The sequence below is a fragment of the Vibrio sp. Vb2880 genome, from assembly GCF_033337975.1.
GTDB classification, from domain to species: Bacteria; Pseudomonadota; Gammaproteobacteria; order Enterobacterales; family Vibrionaceae; genus Vibrio; species Vibrio alginolyticus.
In genome coordinates, this window is record NZ_JAWORT010000009.1 from 60247 (window position 1) to 76939 (window position 16693).

Consider the following 16693-nt stretch of genomic DNA (forward strand, 5'->3'; position numbering starts at 1 on the left):
AAAGGATTAATACGTGCTGATATTGTATAGCACGGAGGGATGCCATCTTTGTGAGATGGCATTTGCTCTAGTAGGCCAAGTCGGTTTGGCCGAGCAAACAGATATCATCGATATTGCGTTCGATGATGTACTATTTTCTCGTTACGGCCTCACAATACCCGTCTTAAAATATCAAGAGTCTGAGTTGAACTGGCCGTTTGACTTAGAACAACTCACACATTGGTTGGATAATAATGGCATTACTTACCATTCATAACGCACAACTTGCATTTGGTGACCACCCATTGCTAGATAAAGCGGAGTTCGCTCTTCAAGAAAACGAACGCGTTTGTTTAGTTGGTCGTAACGGAGCAGGTAAGTCCACGTTAATGAAAGTGCTTGCCGGCGACATTTTGTTGGATGATGGCAAGATTCAAATAACTCAAGACGTAGTAGTTTCTCGGCTTGAACAAGATCCACCGCGCAATCAAGAGGGTACGGTTTACGAATACGTATCTGGCGGTTTGGCTGAAATCGGCGAACAATTGAAGATCTATCACGATCTTCTCGATCTTGTTGCTCAAGACCCAAGTGAGAAGAACATTAACCGTTTGGCGAAAGTTCAAGAGCAACTTGATCATTCTAACGCTTGGCGCTTTGATGACCGTGTTAAGAACGTACTTGGCGCTTTAAAACTAAGCCCAGAAACCAAACTGACCGATCTATCCGGTGGCTGGCAACGTAAAGCTGCTTTAGCTCGTGCGCTGGTTTGTGATCCTGATGTATTGCTTCTTGATGAACCAACAAACCATCTCGATGTGACAACGATCGAATGGTTAGAGAACTTCTTAAAAGACTTCAAAGGCTCGATCATCTTTATTTCTCACGACCGTGCATTCATCAAGTCGATGGCGACACGCATCGTTGACTTAGATCGCGGTCAATTAGCTTCTTTCCCTGGTAATTACGAACAGTATTTGAATGACAAAGAAGAAATGCTTCGCGTCGAAGAAATGCAAAATGCTGAGTTCGATAAGAAACTAGCGCAGGAAGAAGTGTGGATTCGTCAAGGCATTAAAGCACGTCGTACTCGTAATGAAGGCCGTGTTCGAGCCCTTAAAAAACTTCGTGAAGAGCGTCGTGACCGTCGTGAAGTTCAAGGTAAAGTTAACCTAAACATCGATGATGCTTCTCGTTCAGGTAAGATTGTATTTGAAGCAGAAAATGTATCTTTTGCTTACGAAGGCAAGACAATTGTCGACGACTTTAGCTTTAACATCATGCGTGGTGACCGTATTGCACTTATCGGACCAAATGGCTGCGGTAAGAGTACGGTACTTAAATTGCTACTAGGGCAATTGGAAGCGCAGTCTGGTCGTTTACACTGCGGAACAAAATTAGAAGTCGCGTACTTTGATCAGTACCGAGAGATTTTGGATCCAGAAAAGACAGTGATCGATAACTTAGCGGATGGGAAACAAGAAGTAATGGTTGGGGGACGTCAGCGTCATGCGCTGAGTTATCTTCAAGACTTCTTATTTGCACCCAAGCGCGCCAGAACCCCGGTTAAGGCACTTTCTGGTGGTGAGAAAAACCGATTATTGCTAGCCCGTATCTTGTTGAAACCAAACAACTTACTTATTCTTGATGAACCAACTAACGATTTGGATATCGAAACGTTGGAACTTTTAGAAGAAATGCTTGCCAATTATCAGGGTACACTATTGTTAGTGAGTCACGACCGTGAGTTCGTAGACAACACAGTAACAACCAGCTGGATTTTTGAGGGTAACGGTATAATCGAAGAGTTCGTTGGTGGTTATCATGATGCTAAACAGCAGCGTGACCAAGTTCTTGCTTCGCGCAGTCAGGTTGAAAAACCAACGAAGAAAGAGAAAGTGGTTGAGGAAACTCCCAAAACTACGCAACCTAAGAACAATTCGAAGAAGTTATCGTATAAGCTGCAAAGAGAATTAGAGGCTCTACCAGCTAAACTTGAACAATTAGAGTCGGATATCGAGAGCCTTCAGGAGCAAGTGAACGATCCAGAGTTCTTTGCTAAACCTGTAGAGCAAACTCAGCCGGTATTGGAACAGCTTGCTGCACTAGAGCAGGAGTTGGAAATCGCATTCGAGAGATGGGAAGAACTCGAAGCAATGCAACAGGATAGTTAAGAATTCAATGAATTGTAGTAATAAATTCAAATTGACCGCCATTGCAATGATGGTTGGTACCACAATGAACGCACAGGCGGCATTGTATCAAGTTGTTGAGGTTTCACCTCAGGATCATGGTTCAAACGGTGACTACCAAACGGCTTACGGGGTTGCAATTCAACAGGGCGATGCAGGTACAGATCCTTCAACAGGTTCACCTTTCGCTTTAGGCTGCTTTGATGCAGCAGCAAACTGCACGCCAGAGCAGTTTAAACTTGCAATGGAAACTCGCACTACGCCGATTTCAGCGACACAAGCCGTGGATGGGAACAGCTATCGTGAAGAAATCCCATTCGGATTAGACGCTGGCTTTTATTACATCCAAGAACTCAAAGACTTTGAGCGTTACTGTTACAACCAGCTTCGCTATTCCACCTGTGACTCATGGGCTTCAGTAAACTGGACGCCGTGGAATAAAGAACGTAGTAAAGACTTTACTTCTAATGCGTTAGCGTTCATAGAAGAAGATTCTGCTGCTTATAAAAATGAATATAACAATGTTATCAACCAGCTTACCGAGGGTGGTGCAGCTGTCGGTAATCAGAGTAAAGTTAGCACAGAAAATACTTCTACATTAGAAACACGAAATACCGTAGTTGCACCAGTAGAGCCAAATATTCTTACTGGCGATAGTGACGCAAGTGTTGTGCAAAGCCATGCTTGGAGCACAGACGGCATTTTTACTGTTGGCAGTGTTTCTCGAACAGCAAGCAATACCAATGGATCTCACCACACATCAAAAGCAGCGATTTGGGATCAAAGCGGAACCGTCAGTGAATTGGCTTGGCCAAGTGGCACATCTAAAGATGGAGAAAGGTTAGCTCAAGGGAGCATGCGTGACCTTGTCACTGATGGAACAACGGTCTATGGCGTAGGTTACAACACTTACAGTGATGATAACTACCTGAATGCGACTGTTTTTGTCGGAACTCTAGAAGCCGAAGGTAGCGTTGAAAACGCAACTTGGAAAAATAAAGTTGTTGTAGGAGCTAGACAGCGCGAAGGTGATGATACGGTTCATACAAACTCACGATTAACCGACGTTAACTCTAATTTTGTTGCTATTGGTGAAGCGAAACGTTCGGGCGGATACTTAATGCCAACGGGCTCTGCTCCGAATCGTCTCTTTATCGTAGATGATGTTCGTAAGGATTCTATTAGCGCTTTTTACCCAACTACTGGCATTTTCTTTAGCGGTGCGGGCGGTAAGATGGGCGGTATCAACTCTTACAATGAGATCGTCGGGCAACTTGATGCAGAAACGACTCGTGAAGACGATGGCAAGCCACGTCGTAAGCGCGGTTTTATCTATCCATATAGCCTAGGTGGCGAGACTAGTGAACGTGCTGCAACATTGTTTAATGGAAAAGCTTGGTTCCTAGACAGTTTGACTAATGGCGGTGATTACTCTGAACAAAACAATCAGTTTCGTATTATCGACGCAACTGATATCAATGATGCAGGTGTGATCTCTGGTACTGCTATGAAATGTGCAGGTGGTTATAGCACAACAGCAAACAATGCGACATGTAGCTCTGAAGAGCAAATTGTAGCCGTCAAACTAGTACCTATTGCTGACGCAACGAAGGACGACATCGTATCTCGAAGCATTGACTCAACGACGACAGAGCGTCAAGGTGCAGGTCTTGGTTGGTTAGCTTTGACCATGCTTGGATTGTTTGGGTTCCGTAGAAAATAGTTAAAAATCGTCAGTAATTTTTAAATCAAGCAGAGGCTCACACATTTGAGTCTCTGCTTTTTTTATGCCTTGAGAAATTGCCTACTTTGATCGATTCTTATAAGTGGAGTCATAAAAACTCCATCAAAGTTTCACAATAACAGCTGTACGTTAGTAAATGGACCTGTATGAGGAATTAACTATGAAGAGACAAAAGCGTGATCGCCTAGAACGAGCTCAATCTCAAGGCTACAAAGCTGGGTTGAATGGAAGGTCTCAAGAGGCTTGCCCATATCAACAAGTTGATGCTCGGTCGTATTGGTTAGGTGGTTGGCGTGATGCCAGAGATGAAAGACAATCTGGTCTCTACAAATAAACTCTCCACATACAAAAAGAAGGATTCGAAAGGGCTCTACGGAGCCTTTTCTACATTATAGGGACATAGGGAAGTAGGTTAACACTCGATAACAAAAAGGCTCCTAAATAGGAGCCTTAATAAATCGATTAAAATCGTGATTAGAAGCTTGAAGTGTCTTGGAACAAGCCAACTTTCAAATCTTTTGCTACGTAGATTTCTTTGCCGTCCACACATACACGACCGTCGGCCAAACCCATCACAAGTTTACGGTTTACAACGCGTTTCATGTGGATTTCGTACGTCACTTTTTTCGCTGTTGGCAGGATCTGACCTGTAAACTTCACTTCGCCAACACCCAGAGCACGACCTTTTCCTTTGCCACCAACCCAGCCAAGGAAGAAACCAACAAGTTGCCACATCGCATCAAGGCCAAGACAACCCGGCATTACAGGGTCGCCAGGGAAGTGGCAGTCAAAGAACCACAAATCTGGAGTAATATCCAATTCCGCCAAGATCAAACCTTTACCAAAATCGCCTTCAGTCTCAGACATTTTAGTAACACGATCCATCATTAGCATGTTTGGCGCAGGAAGCTGAGGGTAACCAGGCCCAAACAGTTCGCCTTGGCTAGAAGCAAGTAGATCGTCACGGTTATAAGAATCACGTTTGTTTTGCATTATCAATTACTCCAATTTTTGATAGCTGCATCTTAGTGAACACGTGTACGCTAAACAACTCCGATCAGTACTAGACAAACCAGTTTTTGATGCGCTGCACAATTCCTTCTGGGTGCTCATGTCTTTCAAAGTTTTCAATACGTTCCGCTATTTTGCCAATAATACTATCGTCTTCACCTCTAAAAGGTTTATTCATTACAATCGGAATAGCTTCATCTACGGTAGAAACGGACCAAATATGGAACTCACCATTTTTAATGCTTTCTATTACATCTTTATGTAATGCAAGGTGTTTAAGGTTTGATTTTGGCATCACAACACCTTGATTTCCTGTAAAACCTTGATGTTTACAAACCTGATAAAAACCTTCAATTTTTTCGTTCAAGCCACCAACGGCTTGCACTCGACCAAACTGATCAACAGCCCCTGTAACCGCAACTTGTTGATTAATTGGAGATTCAGATAAAGCACTTACCAAGCAACAAAGTTCTGCAAGAGATGCGCTGTCACCATCAACTTCACTATAAGACTGTTCAAATACGATGGAGGCTGAGTAAGGCAGTGGTTCATCCAGTTTCAGAGCAGAGCTCAAGAAAGCTTGCATAATCATCATGCCTTTTGCATGTAGATTGCCTCCAAGCTCAGCTTTGCGCTCAACATCGGAAACATCGCCATCACCAAAATGAATTACACAAGATATTCGTGCAGGCTCACCATAGCTGACAGGGTGCCCAGCCATATCAATAACGGTTAGGCCATTGATTTGACCAACTTGTTCCCCAGTTGTCTCAATGATGACTTGTCCATCTAAAATATCGTACACGGCACGCTGAGGAAGGTAAGACTCTCGGTAATACTTGTCGTCAATCGCTTTATCTAACGCCTTGTAATCTAATGCGTGGCCATCACTGAACTGGCTGGCAAGCGTTAGAAGTTGAGAGTGCCACATTACTCCTAAAGGCAGATAATGTTGATCTTCAGTAAATCTCATACCGGCTAGCAACAATCTTCTAAAACCACATTCAGTTAAGTGAGGCAGCTGATATTGAGAACATATCCAGTTCACTAAACCAAAGTAATCTGTCAAATTCTGCTCTGACAGATGAATATCTTCTTCAACTTCCGTATACATGGCAAAGCCAGAACAGAAGTCTTCATCGATGTATTCTAGCTCTGCTAACTGACTTCTTTCTCCTGTTACAATCAGTTTTACATCATAAGCTTTAGCTTGCGGTACTGAAGTAGGTAAACGAGTAGTGCTTAGGTTCAGTGGCTCGATAAGGTTTTGTTGAATTGCAGACTTTATATTTGGCCAAAGTCCTGGGTTAGCCAAAATTAGATTAGCCGGTACAATTAAGTAACCGTTATCTGCCTGTGAAATTAAACCAGGTTGGAAGGCAATATCACCACTTAAATCGACACTGTAACGGTCAAATAAACGTTTGGCATCAAGTGATTCCGACAAAACTATCGCAGCGTTAGACTGGCTCTGAAGAGCTTTACTGATGAACTCTCTATATACAGAATTATCTACGCAGTTAATGAGTAGTGCTCGCGTCAATCCGGAAATTTTTGAAAAACGAGATATCGTTGCCGACATTCTCGGTTGGAGCTCAGTAAAAGACTTCTTTGGTAACGAAGGTGCAGACTTTAAAAGTGCTTCGTACTGCTCAAGTGAAGGTGTTACGTCTTGCCAATTAAGTTGGTTCATTAAAATTCATCGTAATTCAATCTTGCCGACATTATAACGAAACGGACTATAACACCCTAGCACCAATTTGGTTTGCTCTCGGCATTCAACTCTCAATGAACAATACTTAGACAAATGAGTGATCAACATCGATACTTCTAAGAGTTTTATTTGCCCAAGTAAACCATCTGGGTTACGCTGTCACTAGGTTATGTTTATGGGTCGGAACAAATGAAATATCAGCAGCTTGAGAATCTAGAATGTGGGTGGAAATGGAAGTATCTCATCAAAAAATGGAAAGATGGTGAAGCGATTACCCGACATATTGATACAAGCGAAGCAGATGCAGCGGTCGCAGAACTAAAACGCCTTGAACACGAGCCTACACTTGTCTTAGCTTGGATAGAAAACCACATGTCAGAAGAGTTAGATAATAAACTCAAGCAGGCTATCCGAGCGAAACGGAAACGTCACTTCAATGCAGAGCAAGTCCATACAAAGAAGAAATCCATTGATTTAGATTACCGAGTTTGGGAAAAGCTTTCTAGTAGAGCGAATGAACTTGGTTGTACGTTATCTGACGCAATTGAATATTTGCTTTCCGAAGCGTCGAGAAGTGAAAAAGCGAGTCAAAAAGTTACCTCAATTAAAGAGGATTTGAGTAAATTGCTATCTAGCTAGGATAGGGAGTGCCAAATGTTATATGTAATCTTAATTGCAGCCATCGTGATCTTTTGGTTGATCGCAGTCGATAGGCCAGTGTTAAAAGTAAAGTTCGATAATGGCCATATTAGTAACGTAAAAGGGCATCTACCTCCTTCTTTCAAACACAACTTACAGGATATTAGTGAGCATAACCCGTTTACTGGTGAAATGAAGGTGTATAGCCAACGAACAGGAATGCGCTTAAGCTTTTCCAAAGGCATTCCCAAAAAAGTTCAACAGAGGATTCGTAACGTTTTTCCGCACCAGGGCTTCAAAGCAAACAAAGGCAAGAAGCGCGCTTAATTACATATCAGTTACTTCATCATGTTAAATGGGACGTAATGTGGCGTCCCATTTTCGTATCTACAGAAAAATTACTTATCATCGAACAATCAACAACATAAACGGACCAAAACGATGAGATACGTTGTAACTTTAATGGTATTGATCTTTGCAAGTAATTCAGCTTTTGCTGACGATTCAGAAACGAACCTGTTGGCTAAAAAGATTAAGACTAAGCTTCAAAAGAAAGTAGACAATAAGTTTGATGGCTATCAAGGTTATTGTGACGTCATGATAGAAATGGAGCACAAAAGTAAAAACGCAGTAATAAAAAGAGTAACCAGCAGTGGTGACCAAAAAGTGTGTAGGTACGTTAAATCCAACTTGAAGAAAGGAAAACGCTATCGTTACAAATACCCCGAAAAGTACATTCGCCTCCATATAACCACAGGCTTATAAATGTTTCAGAACGCAACTGAGCTCGTGATTTTTGGCAGATTTCGTTGCGAAGCGATTAGAGCGTTTAGCTGATTTTTGCTGTTGTACGAGGCGAGTATGAAAGGCTTTTTGCTCAGCAGCGCGTTTGAGTTCGTTAAAGTAGTGATGACATTGAATGGCGAACTCAGTGAGTTGGCCGTCATCATCATACATAGATTGATTCAGGTGCTTACGGAAGAACACGCCAGTAAGTCGAGGACTAAGCGCGCATCAATTTTCAATAAGAGATTTGATTTGCTTCGTAAGCATAACCACAAACCAAACTAGCGATTGCAAGTCCACAGGAACCACTATTACAGTGCGCATTATATCTGCTTATGTTGAATGCGATTGCATATGTCAGTCCTATAAAATGTCTCTCTTTTGAGGGACTATTCAATGAAGTATCACGAAATGACTAAAAACTATATTTTTCGTGAATTTGAATGTGGTTTATCCGTCGAACAAGCTGCTGAACTTTGTTTAAAAACTGTGAGAACGGTCAAAGAGTGGGATAAGGGAAAAACCATTCCTCCTGAGTGTAAACGACTCATGAGAATGACAAAAGGAAGGGAGTTAAGCCCATCAGAGCAGTGGGAACAGTTTAAGATGCATTACGACAGATTAGAACTTCCAACAGGGCAACTGGTAACGGCTCAGCAGGTTTTGACAGGGATAGCTTTGTTAGAAATTGGAGCATTAACTGATTTAGAAGCAGCTGGTCAAGTACTGAAATATGCTAGGGCTCTGAGAGGTATGATGTAAAAAAGGGCTCTTAAGAGCCCTTATGTTCTTAAAACATGGAGAGTATATTTAAGTACAATGCAATGTAAGCCAATCCTGTGGTGGAAACTGCTAGTGATATAAACAGCCAGACTAGACTTTCTTTAAAAAGCTGCATTTTTTGCATACAGATTTGAGAGCATATCCAGTGATTTTCTAAAATATCAAGCTCTAACTGAGTCAACAGTAACTTCTTACTCCCAAGCTTATAACAGTCTGCATAAGTATCAAAATATTGAGTTAATGAAGAGTGCGTTGAAGTGGCAGAAGCAAATGAGACCAATGATTTACGCTTTGAGGGGGTCACTTTGGGTAGAAAAATACATCTGATTTTATAAAACCATACTAACCACACCAATAATGATGAAAGTAGAACAGACAACGTTAATTCTACTGGCAAATCAATACCTTCGTTAGATAGAACCCCATAAAGAATAGAGCAAAATATACCCAAAAATGTCACTCCAGCTGCTAGAGTGAAAGACGCCTTTTGATCTGCTGCTATTATGTAAGAATCTGTTCTTCGCAATGACTCCATCAGTACAGCTAGCTTGGCTTCCACTAAGTTATCTCCCTTATCCATATCATTTAATCATTACACCAATCCAATCAGTGAACACTGTATTTCCATTTTTATCTTTGACTTCGCACTTCATGGTATGAAGTCCCCTGTAGGAAGTGGATTCAAGATGGCTTACAGTCGCATAAGGCGAATTTCCTTGAGAAAACTGGTTAGGCGACTTTTTTGATAATATGTAGGGCTTCGATGGTAATGGAATACCACTTTTATTATCGGGAACAAATTGCCCATGATTCGTTTTAGTAAACTTAACCTGTAATGGGAAGAGTAATCGTGAATTCTTATTTGCAGATACTTCAAACACTAGAGATAAATCTTTTTCCAAATAACGAGAAGCAGAAATGTATTTTTTCCTTCCATCGTCGTCTATGACGTAACAATCAAATCTAATCGCAGGGTTTAAGCGAATGTTATTATTAATTTCTGAACGGACTTTGTCTGGCAGGGCACTTACTTCCATGAACTTCTTAAAGTCAAACTCCTTCATACGGTAATTAATAGGTTTCCCCTCTGAGCACGTAATGTTGGGCTTAACATACGGAACTTTGACTGTGAACTCTGTTCCATCCTCATTTTTTCTTACTTGTTCTTTTTCTTTGGAGTAATAATCTGGCCATTCAATGTGCTCTAATAACCCTTGTCCAAGCATAGTTTGGTTCTTACTAGCCAACCCTTGTAACTTTGAAGCCATATCAATGGGCAGGCCAGTCGCAGATACCTCGGCTACTGTAGAGTATCCAAAGTTCCCCCAAAGCACTTGGTCATCATTACCAAAATCTAACCCTACGCGAAAACCGAAATCTTTATCGTCAAATTGATTTTCAGACATCCAAGGTTTAATACTTTTTTCAAGAATAACTCGCAATGTAGCAGCACAGTTAACAGCATCAGCTATAGCATCTTCCTTTGATTTTTCTTTGCTGCCAAAAAACGACATAACTGCATCACCCATTAAGCGATGAACACAACCATCAAACGCGCGAACAACTTCTACACAAGTTTGAATTACTGCATTTTTAAATAAGAAGACTTGCTCTAGGTCATACAAGAGAGATAAACGAGTAGAACCCTTTATATCGACAAACATTGTACATGAATATTGCTTAACTAGTTCATCAGATGACTCTAGATGAATAAAGTCAGGGTGCGTCCCGATAGGAGTACTATTGTAACCACTTTTGCCGAACTGTTTGCGTATTGCTTCCTGAAGAATAAACTCACTTTGCGGCCCCTGAAGTACCAGCGCGTAAGAGTCTCTAGATTCAGCACCTACAACAATCGAACTTTCGCCTTTAAATCTACTCTTTTTAATTTCTGATCTAGAGTTTGCGTCTTTATAAAATTTATCAAAGAGATTTTCAAAATCCATACAACAACCTTAAACATTTTTTTGATTTTAGCGACTCAGTCTAACTCATTATAAAACCAGTAGTCTAAGTTACTCATGGCATATGAGATCTGGCTCTTTAGTTTATACGGTCAGAGAAACTCTTAGTAGTTTGGTTATGAATAAAACTAGCGCTGAGTGGGAATTTACCCCCCGTAATACACTACGGGGGCGCCTAAAAGCTGATTTCAATAGCACACTGAACAAAGCTGATATGCTACCATGCACTCATTTTTTATGAGTAAGGAACAGAAAGTGCCTGAATTACTGATACTTATATCCTTAGCGTGTATTGTGTATCTATTCACAAAGAAGGGTAAGAAACCGAAACGTAGGCTTAACGAATGGGAACAAGGTACGGCGATCAGAAGACCGAACAGCGTGCATTCTTTTGAACCCAAAGTTGTAGAAAAGACCCCAAAGATAGTCGAAGTACCTTTACCGAAGATTGGCAATAAAACTAATTCTGTACCTCACAAGAAAAGTACATACTTGGCCACCAAGACAGAGCGCAGATTCTACAAAGTGTTGCAGGAGCTTATACCTGATGAATACGTGATTCACAGCCAAGTTTCATTGATGGCGTTAGTTCAACCGACCAATTTTAAAGATAACTCTCGAACTTGGGCTAAAAGAATGGACTACGTGATAACGGATAGAGACACAAAAGTATTGGCAGTTATCGAGCTAGACGACTCATCTCATAGGCAGAAGAAGAGACAAGAACGAGACATATATGTAAACAATGCACTTAACGGACACCATCCGTTGCTTCGGTTTGAAGCTAAAAGCTCTTATGACAAAACACATATCGCAAGCGTATTAGAGCGTGACACGATAATAAAGTGCAGGGAATTGGAAAGCGTATTACAGTACAGCTAAAGCAGAGCCGAACATCCATTGTTCGGCTTTCTTTTTAACTCAAAGTATCGTGGTTCTTATCGTTACTTTAAGTTCTTTATCTACCGTATTGGTCTTTTCTGACCGGAATAGAGCACCAAGCAACGGAACATCCATCAAGACAGGTACGCCGCTTACCGAGTCGCGTTGCTCTTGGGAGAGCAAACCACCTAAAGAGATCGTTTGGCGGTCTTTAACCTTGACCACTGTTTGCAATGTTCGCGTATTGGTGATGATGTCGGATGCGATAGAGGAATCCGTTACCGAGTCGGATTTTTGCACTATCTGTAACACAACATGATCACCAATTACATGCGGTACTACCTCAAGTGACACGCCCACATCCTTACGCTCAATTTGCTGGACTCGATTACCGCCGTCAGTTACCTCAGATGAAGTGAGGAACGGCACGTTCTGACCAACCGTGATGTAACCGCGTTCCCTGTCCATAATGAACATGTTTGGTCGCGATAAGAGCTTGGTATTCTGATTCTTTGATACAGCTTTGATAAGTGCATTGAAATCACCGCCCTCATAGAACAGCAGGTTATCAACGGCTTTCTTAATTGCGGTCGGTTGCGAAACAAAGCCAGCCTCACTCAATGCCAAGTCCATATTTACGCCGACTTCCTGAGAATCACCGAGCTCAGTTTCGGTAATTACCGCCTCGATAAAGACTTGCTTCTGTGGTCTATCAATACCTTTGATGAGCACATCAATGTGCTTCAATTGGTTTTCAGAGCCAGTCACGATAATGCTGTTTGTGGTCGGTAGCACTTCAACCTTGTAATTCTTAATCGCTTTATTGTTCAGTGTTTGATTCTGCGTTGCAGCAAGCATCGAGGAAATCAAATCAACGACCTTGGTATTTCGAACATTCTCAAAGAAGTACAACTTCACTTGTGAGGGTTCGAACGTCTCCACTTTGTTGGCGTCAGCAATGATGGTAAAAACGCCGTGGTCATGCGTAAGCTCGTAACCATGCGCACGAAGCACCGAAAGGAAAAAGGCTGGATAGTCCTCATCTTTCAAATCCGGCGCGGTAAAGCTGACCTCACCAGTGACACCATGACCGAGCACAACTGTGTTTCCAGTGTGAACCGAGAACCACGATGCAAAGTCTCCAATCGGTGTGTTTTTTGCCTCAAAGGGCGCAGAGGTGGCGGCAAAAGCAGGAGAGCCGAGCAGGGTGCACGCGAGCAGAAAGACGGTAATGCTGGATGTGGAAAAGTTGGAACAAGCCGTTGTTTGTTTCTCAACTTTACCACAGCGCATAGTTAGTAATGTGCGCGTGAGCAGTGAGCCTCCGGCGTAATAAAATTCTTTTTGTTTTTTTGAAAGAAAAGCTGTGAGTTTTGCGATTATCCATGACATAAAGCGCACCTTATTCCCTAGCACATGACTTTGAATGATTGACCGTTGCCGCTAACCGTAATAGAGCAAGAGCCGTTAGATTGAGCCGTAAAGCCTTTTGCGTATAGTTGCGACGACGAAAGACGCACATCGTCCTTAACCAACACAAAAGACGGGGCAACGTTTGGGGGATTCATTGACGATTCGATTCGATAGCCGTCGAGCAAGTCACTCAATGACTCGCGAGGCTCCGAGGCTTGAGCCGTTTCGGGTTCCGTCGACATGTTCGGCGTGCCAACTAAGGTGAACACCGCAAACGAGACGGCGACACCTGCCGCAAATACACTGAATCGAGAGTATTTACGGAGATAGATTTTTGTAATGCGCATGATATTTCTCAACGTATACGGGACAGTGTAACGTCCGTGGGTATAGTAGGGCGGCAATACTGAATAAACGCCGTCCTCATAGTTGTTTCTAAACATCTGCTTAGTGTCGTAAGAACTGTATAAATCCGTACCCCAAAGCATCCATTTGTCGACGGTAAGTGAGTTGGCGTTGTCACCATACTTCACAATGCCAACGTGCAGCTTAGGCATTTTCAACTTGAGTTGACCGAGCGTCAGAACGGATACCGCAGTCGAGATGATAGGGACTTGAAGACGATCTAAACGACGACAAAACACGGTGTGTTCAGCCAGTGCAAGACGCGCTTGTTTATCAACAATCGAAATGTCTTGAACGATGAAAATGACATCCCATCCAAGCTTTCGAATATGCAAAAGGTGATCAATTAACTTTTGTCGATTCTTGTCGTTCCATGTGCGCGAGTTAAACCACGTTCCGCACTCATCGAGCACAATCAAGCCGTCTTTTTTGGTGTCATAGCTTTTGTTTGCCGAACCAATCACCATCAAATCTTCCACTTGAGGCTTGTCCGGTAAGCGATAAAGGCGAGTGTTGCGCTTATCGCGTCCAAGCATTTCTTTCAAGTTGATATCGAGGTTTGTCGCCACAGGCACACCGCGCATAAATGCCTCGCGAATCTTACCGACTGCCGTTAGTGTTTTACCTGAGCCGAGCTTACCCGTGACAAAGTAGACCGATGCCATTACGCCGCCCTCACAATCGCGTAGAACTTCCACTCCCACACCCAACGCAGCAGACGCGCCGAGTAAATCGCACTCACACAAGGCACGGCGTTATTAGGGATGAACATACCCGCTGCTTGTGACCACATTGGAGGCGCAACATAAGACAGACCCGTTGCAAGGGTGTAAATTGCCAAGGTGAGGGTGACGGTCAAGCCGATTAGCAGCGTTAAAATAACCAAGTTAATCGTGACGTTTCGTGCTTTCGCAATGAAGAACCAACCAAATAACGTGGTCGCTATCTGAGAGATAAAGGCAACCAGAGCAGGGAGGCGCAACGCCGTCCCAATGGTGCTGACAATTGGTAATAGCTGAATCATTAGTAATACCTCCCCGAACCTGGCTTGTTACTTGGTACAGGCGTGACCTCAGTCAGCAGGATTTCAACAAGCGTCTTAATCGTGTAGATGTAAATCAGAATTGAGATGATCATTTTGAGTTTCTGCGAAAACTCACAAGAGATAGAAGCGCGACCACCGCCAAGCTTAGGCAAAGATAGATTCATGCAGGGCGTAGGCTTAGGTAACACACTCAAAAACGAATCCGATATAGCATTAATATGCCCCTCAGATTCCGCCGTCAGATTCTTCTCAATCAAATCGTTCGCTGCATCGGTCACGGTCTTTTCATAGGAACTCATCGCACCGGACACTGCTTTATCCGCTTGAGTCAGCACATCACCGACATAATCCGAACCTAAACCATGAGGGTTTTCACAATAGTTGTTTTCCTCGGTGGGCTCACAAGGCTTGAGTTCGTCGAGCTTATCCGATAGCTCTGCAAATCCATCAGCATTCGTGGTTTGCAAATCATCGAGTCCCTTAACCACCTCACCAACAGAATTGGTGTTTCGATTGACCGCCGTCGTGATGTCACCGTTAGCTTGCTGAATCAGCGCCTTAGTGTTTTCGTAAATCTTGTTGTCGTTGATTTGCTGCTTTTGAATCGCTTGGGTGTTAGTCACCATCGACGCATTAAGCGCAATGATTTGGTTTTGAATATCAGCGCTCGATTGATTGAGGTCGACATTTAGCGCGTTGAGTGCTTTGTTCACATCCGAATTAAGCCCTTTGATTGCACTAACTACTGCCGTGTCAGTGTTTTCATCTGTGTCAGGGTCTTCAACTTCTGGCTCATCTTCGGTATCCGGTGGATTCACTGTATTGGTTGAATCGTCAGGGAGTACGCTAGGGTCTTCGATATCACCCGTTGGGTCGTCAGGGTCGTGAATCGGGTCATCGGGAATAATAGGGGTGTCAGGACCATCTTTACCCCAAAACAGCGTACCACCATCACACTGATTACCAGTAAATTGAAACTTACCGTGACAGCGAGTGTTTTGGGTAAATTCGCCCGAATCAACATCGGTACAAAGGGTAGTGTCATTTGGAATACGCTCAAGCTCACAACGGGTTGCGCCAAAATCGCCATAACACGCCCCCGTGACTTGCTCACCATAAACATAAGCCGACCAATGAAGTGATTGAGTGTCATTGATGGATTGCTTGAACTGGCAAGCATCCATACAAGTGCCGTCAGGGTTTTCACCAAACTCACATGCAGGGACGATAGGTTCACAGGTGTAACCATCACCATCTTTTACTTTTTCATGGTCTGCTGGACACTTAGCAGTATCATGACGGAACCATACAGTTTGAATTTTCGGGAAAGAAGAGCTGTCGGTATTACACATTATACGTAAGCCGAACTCATCGCTATCCATGTAACATGACTTAGTGGAGAAGTCTTTGTATCGAACAAACTTATTTTCATAACAAGAGACATAAGAATAAGGGTTAACTCTCATCCCCCTAGACAGTTTGCAATCGGGGTAAGCGATAACATCCCTTACAGCGTAAGTAGGTTGAGCTGCACTTACACTAAAAGCACTAAACAAAACACCCAGTAAAATAATCAGTGACGCTATGCTTTGTTTAATGTTCATTTGTAAATCTTCCTCGTGAAAAATAACGCCCCCATTCGGAGGCGTTGACCAATGGGTGTATAAAGCAGTCGTTAGAATTACGTTGCTTTGTTTGCACCTTTCTTGAATAGCTTGATGCCGATGAAGCCAACCGTCATTGGCACGGCGATGCCCCATGTCGAGGTGAGCATTTCAGTGACGTAACTTGCCAGTGTGCTAAAGGCTTGTGTTGCCACTTCTGGCAGTGCTGCATTCGCGGAAGATGCTGCCATAAGAAGTGCACCACCAAATGCCGCACGTTTTGCTGTTACTACTGCGCCAGCCTTAGCCATTGCTGCGCGTACTTTGCTTTGCTTTTCCATAGTCTTATTTCCTATGTTATGGTTTATGAAGAAGTTGAAACCTCAGCCGCTTTCTTGAATCCGAGAATGTGGAAGCCAATCGAGAAGCCAAGGATAAAGGCTGTCGCGAAACAGCCGAGCATGAACTCTGATGACAGCATTTATCTTTGTCCTCCGACCATCCAACCGAGCGCAACTAGCAAGAAACAAAT

Annotated in this window: 19 protein-coding genes; 10 read left to right on the top strand and 9 right to left on the bottom strand. The window is 42.9% G+C overall.

Features of this window, described 5'->3' with window-relative positions; translation table 11 throughout:
• Positions 1-13: 13 nt before the first annotated feature.
• The 4 genes from R7M92_RS11965 to rmf all read left to right on the top strand — a co-directional run bounded on the left by R7M92_RS11965 (position 14) and on the right by rmf (position 4249).
• Positions 14-256 (top strand): glutaredoxin family protein, encoded by a 243-nt coding sequence (locus R7M92_RS11965; protein ID WP_318133420.1) that lies wholly within the window; start codon positions 14-16, stop codon positions 254-256.
• Positions 234-2153 (top strand): ABC transporter ATP-binding protein, encoded by a 1920-nt coding sequence (locus R7M92_RS11970; RefSeq protein ID WP_005377449.1) that lies wholly within the window; start codon positions 234-236, stop codon positions 2151-2153. Before R7M92_RS11965 ends, R7M92_RS11970 begins: the two co-directional genes overlap by 23 nt.
• A gap of 7 nt (positions 2154-2160) precedes the next feature.
• Positions 2161-3894, top strand: coding sequence for a DUF3466 family protein (locus R7M92_RS11975; protein WP_005390080.1), 1734 nt, complete (start codon positions 2161-2163; stop codon positions 3892-3894).
• Positions 3895-4075: 181 nt separating this feature from the next.
• Entirely contained in the window at positions 4076-4249 is a 174-nt protein-coding gene (gene rmf, locus R7M92_RS11980) for a ribosome modulation factor (RefSeq protein WP_005377453.1), read from the top strand.
• A 140-nt stretch (positions 4250-4389) separates the two neighbouring features.
• Here the strand turns inward: rmf and fabA are convergent, their stop codons facing one another.
• Entirely contained in the window at positions 4390-4908 is a 519-nt protein-coding gene (gene fabA, locus R7M92_RS11985) for a bifunctional 3-hydroxydecanoyl-ACP dehydratase/trans-2-decenoyl-ACP isomerase (RefSeq protein WP_005390081.1), read from the bottom strand.
• A gap of 70 nt (positions 4909-4978) precedes the next feature.
• Positions 4979-6619, bottom strand: coding sequence for a Lon protease family protein (locus R7M92_RS11990; RefSeq protein ID WP_318133422.1), 1641 nt, complete (start codon positions 6617-6619; stop codon positions 4979-4981).
• A 210-nt stretch (positions 6620-6829) separates the two neighbouring features.
• Between R7M92_RS11990 and matP the strand changes: the two genes are divergently transcribed.
• The 5 genes from matP to R7M92_RS12015 all read left to right on the top strand — a co-directional run bounded on the left by matP (position 6830) and on the right by R7M92_RS12015 (position 8827).
• The gene (gene matP, locus R7M92_RS11995) at positions 6830-7279 is read left to right on the top strand and encodes a macrodomain Ter protein MatP (protein WP_005396497.1); all 450 of its coding nucleotides are present in this window, start codon (positions 6830-6832) and stop codon (positions 7277-7279) included.
• Between the two features lie 15 nt (positions 7280-7294).
• Positions 7295-7606 carry a DUF3634 family protein gene (locus R7M92_RS12000; RefSeq protein ID WP_005377468.1) on the top strand — a complete coding sequence of 104 codons (312 nt, stop codon included), beginning with the start codon at positions 7295-7297 and terminating at the stop codon, positions 7604-7606.
• Positions 7607-7720: 114 nt separating this feature from the next.
• Complete coding sequence (locus R7M92_RS12005) at positions 7721-8044, top strand: hypothetical protein (RefSeq protein WP_149192352.1); 324 nt, start codon at positions 7721-7723, stop codon at positions 8042-8044.
• A gap of 96 nt (positions 8045-8140) precedes the next feature.
• A complete protein-coding gene (locus tag R7M92_RS12010) occupies positions 8141-8350 on the top strand; it encodes a hypothetical protein (protein WP_318133423.1) in 210 nt (69 codons plus the stop codon).
• Positions 8351-8461: 111 nt separating this feature from the next.
• The gene (locus tag R7M92_RS12015; RefSeq protein ID WP_318133424.1) at positions 8462-8827 is read left to right on the top strand and encodes a regulator; all 366 of its coding nucleotides are present in this window, start codon (positions 8462-8464) and stop codon (positions 8825-8827) included.
• Positions 8828-8855: 28 nt separating this feature from the next.
• Here the strand turns inward: R7M92_RS12015 and R7M92_RS12020 are convergent, their stop codons facing one another.
• Entirely contained in the window at positions 8856-9428 is a 573-nt protein-coding gene (locus tag R7M92_RS12020) for a hypothetical protein (RefSeq protein WP_158159359.1), read from the bottom strand.
• Position 9429: 1 nt separating this feature from the next.
• Positions 9430-10794, bottom strand: coding sequence for a nucleotide-binding domain-containing protein (locus R7M92_RS12025; RefSeq protein ID WP_318133425.1), 1365 nt, complete (start codon positions 10792-10794; stop codon positions 9430-9432).
• Between the two features lie 240 nt (positions 10795-11034).
• Between R7M92_RS12025 and R7M92_RS12030 the strand changes: the two genes are divergently transcribed.
• Positions 11035-11694, top strand: coding sequence for a DUF2726 domain-containing protein (locus R7M92_RS12030; RefSeq protein ID WP_158159357.1), 660 nt, complete (start codon positions 11035-11037; stop codon positions 11692-11694).
• Positions 11695-11733: 39 nt separating this feature from the next.
• Here R7M92_RS12030 and R7M92_RS12035 read toward each other — a convergent pair whose 3' ends face one another.
• From R7M92_RS12035 to R7M92_RS12055, 5 genes are all read right to left on the bottom strand, one after another.
• Positions 11734-13086, bottom strand: coding sequence for a secretin N-terminal domain-containing protein (locus tag R7M92_RS12035; RefSeq protein ID WP_318133426.1), 1353 nt, complete (start codon positions 13084-13086; stop codon positions 11734-11736).
• A 17-nt stretch (positions 13087-13103) separates the two neighbouring features.
• The gene (locus R7M92_RS12040; RefSeq protein ID WP_318133499.1) at positions 13104-14177 is read right to left on the bottom strand and encodes a zonular occludens toxin domain-containing protein; all 1074 of its coding nucleotides are present in this window, start codon (positions 14175-14177) and stop codon (positions 13104-13106) included.
• Complete coding sequence (locus R7M92_RS12045; protein ID WP_024701224.1) at positions 14177-14536, bottom strand: DUF5455 family protein; 360 nt, start codon at positions 14534-14536, stop codon at positions 14177-14179. The genes R7M92_RS12040 and R7M92_RS12045 overlap by 1 nt, the downstream gene beginning before the upstream one ends.
• Entirely contained in the window at positions 14536-16161 is a 1626-nt protein-coding gene (locus R7M92_RS12050; RefSeq protein WP_318133428.1) for a methyl-accepting chemotaxis protein, read from the bottom strand. The genes R7M92_RS12045 and R7M92_RS12050 overlap by 1 nt, the downstream gene beginning before the upstream one ends.
• 77 nt (positions 16162-16238) lie before the next feature.
• Positions 16239-16502, bottom strand: coding sequence for a major coat protein (locus tag R7M92_RS12055; RefSeq protein WP_021448020.1), 264 nt, complete (start codon positions 16500-16502; stop codon positions 16239-16241).
• Between the last annotated feature and the right edge of the window lie 191 nt (positions 16503-16693).